Here is a 10831-nt window from a genome sequence, read left to right on the forward strand (position 1 = left end):
GGGAGCTCCGACCGAGTTGGGAAAGTAGGTACCGCATGTACGCGATCGTTCGCGCAGGCGGCCGCCAGCACAAGGTCGCCGTCGGCGACGTGCTGGAGATCGACCGTATCGAGGCCAAGCCGGGTGACTCGGTGGAGCTCTCCACCATCCTGGTGGTCGACGGCGAGGCCGTCACCTCCGACCCGTGGGTGCTGGCCGGCGTCAAGGCCCACGCCGAGGTCGTCGACCAGACCAAGGGTGACAAGATCGTCATCCTGCGCTACAAGAACAAGACGGGCTACCGCCGTCGCCAGGGTCACCGCCAGCAGCACACCGCGGTGCGCATCACCAGCATCGACTCGGTCAAGTAAGGGGATAGCCAGATGGCACACAAGAAGGGCGCAAGCTCTACCCGCAACGGCCGTGACTCGAACGCCCAGCGCCTCGGCGTGAAGCGCTTCGGCGGCCAGGTCGTCTCCGCCGGCGAGATCATCGTCCGCCAGCGCGGCACCCACTTCCACCCGGGCGCCGGTGTCGGCCGCGGTGGCGACGACACCCTGTTCGCGCTGACCGCCGGTGCCGTGCAGTTCGGCACCCGCCGCGGCCGCAAGGTCGTCAACGTCGTGGCCGTCGAGGCCTGAGTCACCTGACTCACACTGAAGGGTGGGCCGGAATGATCCGGTCCACCCTTCGCGCTTTACCGCAGGCAGAACCACTTTCTTCGTATCGGAGGCACTTCCATGACCACCTTCGTGGACCGCGTCGAGCTCCACGTCGCCGCGGGCAGCGGGGGCCACGGCTGCGCCTCCGTGCACCGCGAGAAGTTCAAGCCGCTCGGCGGCCCGGACGGCGGCAACGGCGGTGAGGGCGGCAGCGTCATCCTCACCGTCGACGCGCAGGTCACCACCCTGCTGGAGTACCACCACTCGCCCAAGCGCAAGGCCACCAATGGCAAGCCCGGCGCGGGCGGCCACCGCACCGGCGCCGACGGCCAGGACCTCGTCCTCGCCGTGCCGGACGGCACCGTCGTCCTCGACCGGAACGGCAACGTGCTCGCCGACCTCGTCGGCCACGGCACCAGCTTCGTCGCCTCCCAGGGCGGCCGCGGCGGCCTCGGCAACGCCGCCCTCGCCTCCGCCCGCCGCAAGGCCCCCGGCTTCGCGCTGCTCGGCGAGCCCGGCGAGGCCCGCGACATCGTCATGGAGCTCAAGTCCGTCGCCGACGTCGCCCTCGTCGGCTACCCGAGCGCCGGCAAGTCCTCGCTGATCTCGGTGCTCTCCGCCGCCAAGCCGAAGATCGCCGACTACCCGTTCACCACCCTGATCCCCAACCTCGGGGTGGTCACCGCCGGCGACACGGTCTACACCATCGCCGACGTCCCCGGCCTCATCCCCGGCGCCAGCCAGGGCAGAGGCCTCGGCCTGGAGTTCCTGCGGCACGTCGAGCGCTGCTCCGTCCTCGTGCACGTCCTGGACTGCGCCACCCTGGAGCCCGGCCGCGACCCGCTGACCGACCTGGAGACCATCGAGGCCGAACTCGCCGAGTACGGCGGCCTCGAGGACCGCCCGCGGCTGGTCGCCCTCAACAAGGTCGACGTGCCGGACGGCCAGGACATCGCCGACCTCACCCGCGCCTCCCTGGAGGAGCGCGGCTACCGCGTCTTCGAGGTGTCCGCCGCCTCCCGCAAGGGCCTGCGCGAACTCAGCTTCGCCCTGGCCCAGATCGTCGCCGAGGCCCGCGCCGCCAAGCCGGTCGAGGAGTCCACCCGGATCGTGCTGCGCCCCGCGGCCGTCGACGACGCCGGCTTCACCATCACCGAGGAGGACGGCGCCTACCGCATCCGCGGCAGCAAGCCCGAGCGCTGGGTCCGGCAGACCGACTTCTCCAACGACGAGGCCGTCGGCTACCTCGCCGACCGGCTGGCCCGCCTCGGCGTCGAGGAGAAGCTGTGGAAGGTCGGCGCACACGAGGGTGACACCGTCATCATCGGCCCCGACGAGAACGCCGTCGTCTTCGACTGGGAGCCGACCATGGCCGCCGGCGCCGAGATGCTCGGCCGCCGCGGCGAGGACCACCGCTTCGAGTCCCCGCGCCCGGCCGTCGACCGCCGCCGCGAGAAGCAGAAGGGCCGGGACGCCGCCGAGGCCGAGTACCTCGCCTTCGAGGCGCTCTCCAGCGGCCGCCAGGCCGCCGTCGAGGGCGACGACGAAGACTGACCGGCCCCGTGCCACCGGGCGGGCCCCCGCCATCCGTTCCAACGGGTGGCGGGGGCCCGCGCGTTGACGCGCGGTCCGGTGTCCGACGGCCGCCGCGGGCGCCGCCGGGCCGCCGTCCGGCCGTTGGAACGCGGTGCGGCCCGGCCGTGCCGATCGCGTAGATTGCGGGGGAAACGGCCGGGCCGGGGCCCGCCGCCAGCGCACCCACCGGAAGGGCGAAGCCGAGATGAGCGAGGACGAACTGCGGTCGGAGGTGCTGACCGCGCGGCGCATCGTCGTCAAGGTCGGCTCCTCCTCACTCACCACGGCCGCCGGTGGCATCGACGCCGACCGGGTCGACGCGCTCGTCGACGCCCTCGCCAAGGTCCGCACCCGCCCCGACGCCCCCGAGATCGTGCTCGTCTCCTCCGGCGCCATCGCCGCCGGCCTCTCCCCGCTCGGCCTGGAGAAGCGGCCCAAGGACCTCGCCCGCCAGCAGGCCGCCGCCAGCGTCGGCCAGGGACTGCTGATCGCCCGGTACACCGCCTCCTTCGCCCGCTACGGCCTGCGCGTCGGCCAGGTCCTGCTCACCGCCGAGGACGCCAGCCGCCGCGCCCACTACCGCAACGCCTACCGCACCCTCGACCAGCTGCTCGCGATGGGCGCCATGCCGATCGTCAACGAGAACGACACCGTCGCCACCGCCGAAATCAAGTTCGGCGACAACGACCGGCTGGCCGCCCTCGTCGCCCACCTCGTCCGCGCCGACCTGCTCGTCCTGCTCTCCGACGTCGACGGCCTCTACGACGGCGACCCCTCCCGCCCCGGCACCAGCCGGATCGCCCGGGTCGCCGGACCGCACGACCTCGACGGCATCGAGATCGGCAGCGCCGGCAAGGCCGGCGTCGGCACCGGCGGCATGGTCACCAAGGTCGAGGCCGCCCGGATCGCCACCGGCGCCGGCATCCCCGTCGTCCTCACCGCCGCCAGCCACGCCGCCGACGCGCTCGCCGGCCGCCCCACCGGCACCCTGTTCCTGCGCACCGGCAGCCGCTCCTCCGACCGGATGCTCTGGCTCGCCCACGCCAGCAGCCCGCGCGGCTCCCTGCACCTGGACGCCGGAGCCGTCACGGCCGTCGTCTCCGGCGGCGCCTCGCTGCTCCCCGCCGGGGTCACCCGGGTGGACGGCGAGTTCACCGCGGGTGATCCGGTGGACCTTCTTGCCGAAAACGGCCACATCGTGGCGCGCGGACTGGTCAACTTTGATGCGAGGGAGTTGCCCCGCCTGCTCGGCCGGTCCACCCGGGACCTGGCCCAGGAGTTCGGCGCCGCCTACGAGCGGGAGGTCGTCCACCGCGACGACCTGGTCGTCCTGCGCGGCTGACCCGCCGTCGGACCGCCGGAAGCGCGGGCGGCTCCGTACGGGGAGCACGCCCGGCCACGGGCGAGCAGGGGCGCGGTCGTACGCGCGCCGGCCGGGGCCGGCGGGTACGACGACACGACATCGCCGAACAGGAGGCCGCCGGTGGAACGCAGGCGCGAGGCAGCGCTGACCGGAGGGACCGCGGGCCGACGGCTGACCAGCATCGACGGCGGCGCGGACGACGGAGCCACCGGGCCGGCCGGTGCGCCGCCGCAGGGGCCCGGCACGGTGCACCGGCTCCGGACCGAGCGGCGCCCCGCCGCCGAACCGCCCGGCGCGCCCGGGCAGGCCCGGCTCTGGCACGTGGTGCTCAGCGTCGCCGGGCCGGTCACCCCGCTGACCGAACTGCGGGCCGGGCTGGAGCGGCTGGCCTACGACCACTCGTTCTTCCTGACCGCCCGCTACGCCGCCGACCACGCCGAGATCCGCTACTGGGAGCAGGCCCGCGACCTGCACGACGCGGCGGCGATCGCGCTGCGGCTGTGGGGCGAGCACAAGGTGACGGCGAAGCTGCCGCCGTGGGAGATCGTCGGCCTGGAGGTGGTGGACCGGGCGACGTACCACAAGCGCGTCGCCGAGGGCTTCGCCGGTCCGCCCCCGCAGCTGGGCGGGGTCTACCCCTACTGACGGCGCGGGCGCGCGGGGCCGGGGCGGGGGAGCGGTGCAAGCCCGTCTCACCGGGCGAAACGGGCGGGGGAGGGCCGGGGCCCTCCACTACCCTGGGCGCATGAGCAGCGACCTCGCCACCGCCGACAGCCCCGTCCTCGCCGTAGCGCGCCGAGCCCGGGAGGCCGCCGCCGCGCTCGCCCCGCTGCCGCGCGGCGCGAAGGACGCGGCGCTGCGCGCGGTCGCCGACGCGCTGGTCGCCCGCGCCGCCGAGATCACCGCCGCCAACGCCGAGGACGTCGAGCGCGCCCGCGCGGCCGGCACCGCCGAGTCGGTGATCGACCGGCTCACCCTCACCGAGGAGCGGATCGCCGCCATCGCCGCCGACGTCCGCGACGTGGCCGGCCTGCCCGACCCGGTCGGCGAGGTCGTGCGCGGCTACACCCTGCCCAACGGCCTGGACGTGCGGCAGGTGCGGGTCCCGCTCGGCGTCGTCGGCATCATCTACGAGGCCCGGCCCAACGTCACCGCCGACGCCGCCGCGCTCTGCCTGAAGTCCGGCAACGCCGTGCTGCTGCGCGGCTCCGCCTCCGCCTACCGCTCCAACGCCGCGCTGGTGGCCGTGGTGCGCGACGCCGTCGCCGCCGCCGGGCTGCCGGCCGACGCGGTCCAGCTCGTCCCGGGCGAGAGCCGGGACTCCGTCCAGGAGCTGATGCGCGCCCGCGGCCTGGTCGACGTGCTCATCCCGCGCGGCGGCGCCTCGCTGATCCGCACCGTCGTCGAGGGCTCCACCGTGCCCGTCATCGAGACCGGCACCGGCAACTGCCACGTCTACGTGGACGCCGAGACCGACCTCGCGATGGCGGTGGGCATCCTGCTCAACTCCAAGGCCCAGCGGGTCAGCGTCTGCAACGCGGCCGAGACCCTGCTCGTCCACCAGGACGTCGCCGACGCCTTCCTGCCGCTCGCGCTCGCCGCGCTCGCCGAGGCCGGGGTCACCGTGCACGGCGACGAGGCGGTGCTCAAGGCCGCCGAGGGCTCCGCCGCCACCGTGCTGCCCGCCACCGAGGAGGACTGGGCGGCCGAGTACCTGTCGTACGACATCGCGGCCGCCGTCGTCCCCTCGCTGGACGCCGCCGTCGCCCACATCCGCCGCTGGACCTCCGGCCACACCGAGGCCATCGTCACCACCTCGCAGGCCGCCGCCCGCCGCTTCACCCAGCTCGTCGACTCGACCACGGTGGCCGTCAACGCCTCGACCCGGTTCACCGACGGCGGTGAGTTCGGCTTCGGCGCCGAGATCGGCATCTCCACCCAGAAGCTGCACGCCCGCGGCCCGATGGGACTGCCCGAGCTGACCAGCACCAAGTACATCGTCACTGGTGACGGCCACGTCCGCGGCGAGGCGACGCCGACCGTCGGCGGCGCCGTCGACGCCGGCTGAACCCGGCCGGACCGGCCGCCGCCGGCCCGCCGTCACACGAGTGACGGACCAACTGCCCCGAGGCCCAGACAAATCGCCCGCCCGGTAATACGCTGAATCCGTGGCTGACGATGTGGGGGGCTTGCCGTACCCCGACGGTGCCGACCACGGTGGTGCGGACGACGAGTTCGCCACCGTGGTCTTCGACGAGGCCTTCGTGCGGTCCGCCGCCGTGCACGAGCCGACGGCCAAGGAGCGGCAGCTCGCCGCCGCCGAGGCCCGGTTCGAGCCGGACACGGCCGGGCCGGGCTGGGGCTACGACGCCCCGGCCGGGGACGGACTGCCGCTGGAGCTGCGCCCGTACCCGAGCCGGCTCGACGACGACCACCACTATCCCGATCCGTGGACCGGCCCGGGCCGGACCACCGGACGCCGCTCGCGGCGCCGGCGCCCGGGCGGTTTCGACCCGATCGGCGCCGACCGCGGCCGGTACGTCGCCCAGCAGCGCTGGCACCGGCCGGTGGCCTGGGTGCTCGCCGTGATCATGGGCGTGAGCCTGGTCGCGGTGGCGGTCGCGGCGATCTACCAGGGCGCGGGCGGGGCCGGCGGCGCGCCGCGCAGACCCGAGTCCGGCAGCAGCAGTCCCGGGATCGACCCGCTGCCGGCGCCGGTCGAGCCGTCGCTCGTGGTCACCGCGCCGACGGGCTGACCGGCGGCGGTCGGGCGGTCCGGCGGTCCGGGGCGGGCCGACCGGCCTCGGCGGGGCGGCGGGGTGACGCGACGGCGCGCCCCCGGGGCGGCCGTGACCGGTCACGGAGGGGTTGCGGTGAACTGCGGCAGGACCCTCGTGGCGGGGCGCGGATGCGCCTTACCCTGGTCTCATGGGTGACCCGCGCGAACCCCCGGAGGGTGCGCCCGAGGGTGGTTCCGGAAACGATGACGAGTACCGGTCCGTCGTCTTCGACGAATCGTTCGTCCGGGCTGCCCGGATCCAGGAGTTGTCGGCGCGCGAGCGGCTGTCCGGCGCGTTCGGCCGGCCCACCCGGCCGAAGGTCCGGCTGGGGCCGCTCGGCACCGTGCCCCGGCAGGCGCTGGCGCTGCTGCTGGTGATCCTGCTGGCGTTCGGGGCCGCCGTGTACTTCGGCGTCAGCTCGCCGGTCCGGCCCACCGCCCGCCCCCAGGGCAGCCAGCTGACCGTGAGCCTGGTGGCGCTCAGCCCGGCCTCGACGGTCCACGCGGTCGCCGACCCGGCCAACCCGTTCGCCGGCCTGCCGCCCGGCTACAGCGACGGCGCGGTCGGACTGGGGACGCCGACCGGGGCGGCCAGCGGGCACTTCTCCCGGGTCGAGGTGACCAAGGCGCTGGACACCGTGCAGCGCTACCTGGTGGCGTCCTCGCTGTCGCCCGCCGTGCTGGTGCAGGGGGCGACCGCGGAGGTGCGGGCCTTCGTCACCCCCGGTGAGCAGGCCGAGTTCGACGCGAGCGTGGTCCAGCCGGTCGACGACCGGCACCACGCGCTGACCGGCTGGCTGGTCCGCTTCGACCCGGCGCAGGTCTCGCTGGCCGCGGACACCGTCAAGGTGGCCGGCGCGATGCGGATCGACGAGTCGGACAGCAGCACGCTGCGGATCACCACCGACCACACCTTCGTCTACGCGCTGAAACCGGCCGGGGCGCAGAGCGGGGCGCCGGTGACCCTGGAGACCGTGCGGCGGCAGCTGACCTTCGAGTTCGACCGGGTCGACCTGGCGGCGGCGCAACTGCGGCTGGTGGACTCGGTGCTGCAGGCCGGGCCGGTGCCCTGCGACGGCTCGCTGGCGGGGGTGGTGCAGCCGGTGCTGGCGGGCACGGACGCCACGGCGCCGCCGGCCGGGCCGCAGGCGGTGGATCCGGGGAACCACGCGAAGCCGGCCTGGCAGGTGTGCGGGGTGCTGGCGGGCGGCTGAGGCCGGTGGTTCGAGGCCGGCGGCGGGGCGGCAGGGGGTGCGCCGACGGCTCCCGGCCGGGTGGCCGGGAGCCGTCGAAACGTTCCTGTGGGCGGGGCCTCAGCCGTTCTCGCCGGAGCCGCCGTCCTTGCCACTGCTGTGGGCCCCGTTGCCGTTGCCATTGGAGCTGCCGTTGCCGCGCCCGGCGCCGGTGAAGGTGTCGCGGAGCTTGCCGCCGACCGAGGCCGCGCCGCCCGCGACGTCGCGGATGAGCCCCATCAGCGGGTCCTTGCTCTCCTTCACCGAGGTCGTGTAGTGCTCGGCGGCGGCCCGCCACTGCTCACCGACCGAGGTGTCCGGGTCGTCGGTGCGCCGCGGGTAGGCGCCGGCCAGGATGGAGCGGTACTCCTCGCTCTCGGCCCACTTCTTCAGCTGGGCGACCCGGACCACCGCGAACGGGTGGCTCTGCGGCAGCACCTGCAGCAGCTTGAGCACGCCGTCGCGCAGGTCGCCGGCCTTCTCGTACTCCGCGGCCTGCTCCAGGAAGGCGTCCACGTTCATCTCGGCCAGGTTGTGGCCGCCGGCCAGCTTCATCAGCGCCCGCATCGAGGCCTGCAGGTCCTGCCCGGCCAGCAGGCCGGCCCGGTCGCTGGAGAGCTCGGCCTTGCGGAACCACTCCTTGAGCGCGGTGACGATCGCCATGATCGCCAGGTTGCCGAGCGGCACCCAGGCGATCCGGGTGGCGATGTTGGTGAGGACCATCATCATCGTCCGGTAGACGGCGTGCCCGGACATCGCGTGGCCGACCTCGTGGCCGATCACCGAGCGGAGCTCCTCCTCGTCCAGCAGCTCCACCAGGCCGCTGGTCACCACGATCACCGGCGTGTCGATGCCGATGCAGAACGCGTTGACCGTCGGGTCCTGGGTGACGTAGAGGTCCGGCACCTGGTCGAGGTCGAGCACGTAGGCGGCGTCGCGGACCATGTCGTGCAGCTCCGGGAACTGCCGCTCGGAGGTCTTCACGGCGGTGGCCAGGAACATCAGCCGGATCGAGCGCTCGGAGACGAGGCCGGCGAGCCGCTTCAGCACGTCGTCGAAGCCGGTCAGCTTGCGCAGCGCGACGAGCGCCGAACGGTCCGCCGGGTGCTCCCAGGCGCGGGTGGAGATCTCCGCGAAGCGCTGACGGCGCCGGCGCGGGGTCTTCTCGGTCGTGTCGGTCATGTGTGGGTACCTCCCTGTCGACGGCGGCCCCGGTCCCCGGCCGGCCCCCGCTGGTCTTCGCCTGCAACGACTGTTCGGACAACGTCCGCGGTTGCGCACTCGTCCCCGGCGGCGTGCCCCGAGTGGTACGAGAGCCGTCCGGGGCGGCGCGGGCGGCGCCCGCGGGGGTGGTGGGGGCCGCCGGTGTGAGGGCGGTTTACCCTGAATGCCCGGGAGAGCCGGGCCACCTCAGGCCGCGGCACCGAGCAGTCCGAGGAGCCCGCAGATGTCCACCGCCGCCCTTGCCAGCCTGGCCGCCCCGATCTCCTCGGAGAACGGCCCCGGGCTCTTCCTGCGGATCATCGTGATCGCCTCGTTCGTCGGCGTGGGCCTGCTCGCGTGGATCCTGCTGCGGGCCGGCCGCAACAACTGACCCCGGCCCGGCGGCCCGGCGCTGCCGCAGCCCGGGGCCGGGCGTTCCCGGGCCCCGGCTCACGGCGGTCCGGCCGCGGTGGGCCGCCGAGCGGTTGCCGTGTAACCCCCCGTACGATGACGGGTGGGCCCTCACCGGCCCGTGCGAACCCCCCTGCCCGCCATCCGAGTCGAGAAGGTCCCGCCGACCATGAGCACTGCCGCCGCACTCCCCGTCCTGAACCTCCTCGCGAACGAGGGCGAGGGGGGCAACCACGACAGCCTCAACCCGTACCTGACGGGTGGCGCCGCGCTGTTCGTCCTGCTGGTGCTGCTCTTCGTGACCACCCGCTTCAACCGGGACCGCTGACCCGGCCGACGGTGGCCCGGGGTGCGGCACCGCCCCCGGGACGCCCGTCACCCGGCCGTTCCCGCACCGCAACGCGCGTCGCGTAAGGTGTGGCGCCATGGGAGAGCAGACCGGGAACCCCGGTGTACCGGCGCCGGAGAAGCGCCGTCTCGGCGTGATGGGCGGTACCTTCGACCCGATCCACCACGGGCACCTGGTCGCCGCCAGTGAGGTCGCCAGCGCGTTCCACCTGGACGAGGTGATCTTCGTCCCCACCGGGCAGCCGTGGCAGAAGACCGACCGGCAGGTCAGCGCGGCCGAGGACCGGTACCTGATGACGGTCATCGCCACCGCGGAGAACCCGCAGTTCTCGGTCAGCCGCATCGACATCGACCGCGAGGGCCCGACGTACACCGTCGACACCCTGCGCGACCTGCACGCGCTGCACCCGGACGCCGACCTCTTCTTCATCACCGGCGCCGACGCGCTGGCCCAGATCCTCTCCTGGCGGGACTCCGACGAGCTCTTCTCGCTCGCCCACTTCATCGGGTGCACCCGGCCGGGGCACACTCTGTCGGACGCCGGGCTTCCGGTGGGCGGGGTCTCCCTGGTGGAGGTCCCGGCGCTGGCCATCTCCTCCACGGACTGCCGCAACCGGGTCGCCAAGGGCGAGCCGGTCTGGTACCTCGTCCCGGACGGCGTGGTCCGCTACATCGACAAGCGGGCGCTGTACGCGCCGCACCGGACCTGATCCCGGAGGGGCCGACCGACGGATGAGCGAGCGCAGGGGACCTCAGGGGCAGCAGCCCGGACAGCCGGACGACTGGTCGACCGGGCAGTACCAGCAGTACCAGCCCTACCAGCAGCAGGACGGCTACGAGCAGCAGCCCGGGCAGCCGGGCCAGTACGAACAGCCGGGCCAGTACGAGCAGTACGACCACTACGGCCGGCCGGTGCAGTCCGCACCCCACGGCCAGGGGCAGTACGGCTACCAGGACCAGTACCAGCAGCAGGGGTACCAGACCCCGTACGAGCCCTCCTACGAGCCCCTGTACGAGCAGCCGGGCCAGTACGGGCAGCAGGTGCCGCAGGGGTACCAGCAGCAGGGCGGCTACGGCTACCAGGACCAGTACCAGCAGGGGCAGCAGGGCTACCAGCAGCCGCAGCCGTACGAGCAGCCGCAGCCGCAGCCGCAGCCGCAGCCGCAGGCGTACGCGACAGCGCCGATGCCGGCCGTCGTCGAGCCGGAGCCGGCGGCGGAGCCCGCCGCGCCCACGCCCACGCCCGCGCCCGCCGCCGCGCCGCCGCGCCCCCGGGTGC

At 74.3% G+C, this 10831-nt stretch carries 12 protein-coding genes and 1 pseudogene; 12 read left to right on the top strand and 1 reads right to left on the bottom strand.

Annotated elements, in window-relative coordinates:
* Positions 1 to 35: 35 nt before the first annotated feature.
* From rplU to ACFVVU_RS34765, 8 genes are all read left to right on the top strand, one after another.
* The gene (gene rplU / locus ACFVVU_RS34730; RefSeq protein WP_030309710.1) at positions 36 to 350 is read left to right on the top strand and encodes a 50S ribosomal protein L21; all 315 of its coding nucleotides are present in this window, start codon (positions 36 to 38) and stop codon (positions 348 to 350) included.
* Positions 351 to 362: 12 nt separating this feature from the next.
* Entirely contained in the window at positions 363 to 620 is a 258-nt protein-coding gene (rpmA, locus tag ACFVVU_RS34735; protein ID WP_355372266.1) for a 50S ribosomal protein L27, read from the top strand.
* Between the two features lie 99 nt (positions 621 to 719).
* Entirely contained in the window at positions 720 to 2195 is a 1476-nt protein-coding gene (gene obgE / locus ACFVVU_RS34740) for a GTPase ObgE (protein ID WP_387793919.1), read from the top strand.
* A gap of 226 nt (positions 2196 to 2421) precedes the next feature.
* Positions 2422 to 3558, top strand: coding sequence for a glutamate 5-kinase (gene proB, locus ACFVVU_RS34745; RefSeq protein WP_387793920.1), 1137 nt, complete (start codon positions 2422 to 2424; stop codon positions 3556 to 3558).
* A 141-nt stretch (positions 3559 to 3699) separates the two neighbouring features.
* Positions 3700 to 4224 (top strand): hypothetical protein, encoded by a 525-nt coding sequence (locus ACFVVU_RS34750; protein ID WP_387793921.1) that lies wholly within the window; start codon positions 3700 to 3702, stop codon positions 4222 to 4224.
* A 100-nt stretch (positions 4225 to 4324) separates the two neighbouring features.
* On the top strand, positions 4325 to 5647 hold the full coding sequence (locus ACFVVU_RS34755) for a glutamate-5-semialdehyde dehydrogenase (RefSeq protein WP_387793922.1): 1323 nt from the start codon (positions 4325 to 4327) through the stop codon (positions 5645 to 5647).
* A gap of 100 nt (positions 5648 to 5747) precedes the next feature.
* Entirely contained in the window at positions 5748 to 6335 is a 588-nt protein-coding gene (locus ACFVVU_RS34760; RefSeq protein ID WP_380686351.1) for a hypothetical protein, read from the top strand.
* Positions 6336 to 6507: 172 nt separating this feature from the next.
* Entirely contained in the window at positions 6508 to 7572 is a 1065-nt protein-coding gene (locus ACFVVU_RS34765; protein WP_387793923.1) for a hypothetical protein, read from the top strand.
* A 99-nt stretch (positions 7573 to 7671) separates the two neighbouring features.
* Here ACFVVU_RS34765 and ACFVVU_RS34770 read toward each other — a convergent pair whose 3' ends face one another.
* A complete protein-coding gene (locus ACFVVU_RS34770; protein ID WP_387793924.1) occupies positions 7672 to 8772 on the bottom strand; it encodes a M48 family metallopeptidase in 1101 nt (366 codons plus the stop codon).
* A gap of 265 nt (positions 8773 to 9037) precedes the next feature.
* On the opposite strand from ACFVVU_RS34770, the gene ACFVVU_RS34775 reads away from it, so the two are divergent.
* The 4 genes and pseudogenes from ACFVVU_RS34775 to ACFVVU_RS34790 all read left to right on the top strand — a co-directional run.
* Positions 9038 to 9184: a hypothetical protein gene (locus tag ACFVVU_RS34775; RefSeq protein ID WP_355372245.1), complete on the top strand. Its 147-nt coding sequence runs from the start codon at positions 9038 to 9040 to the stop codon at positions 9182 to 9184.
* A gap of 189 nt (positions 9185 to 9373) precedes the next feature.
* A complete protein-coding gene (locus tag ACFVVU_RS34780; protein ID WP_344342390.1) occupies positions 9374 to 9532 on the top strand; it encodes a hypothetical protein in 159 nt (52 codons plus the stop codon).
* A 97-nt stretch (positions 9533 to 9629) separates the two neighbouring features.
* Entirely contained in the window at positions 9630 to 10262 is a 633-nt protein-coding gene (gene nadD / locus ACFVVU_RS34785) for a nicotinate-nucleotide adenylyltransferase (protein WP_380686355.1), read from the top strand.
* A gap of 22 nt (positions 10263 to 10284) precedes the next feature.
* Positions 10285 to 10831 (top strand): annotated as a pseudogene (locus tag ACFVVU_RS34790) (hypothetical protein); the annotation flags it as partial.

This window comes from Kitasatospora sp. NPDC057965, from assembly GCF_042887135.1.
Classification (GTDB): domain Bacteria; phylum Actinomycetota; class Actinomycetes; order Streptomycetales; family Streptomycetaceae; genus Kitasatospora.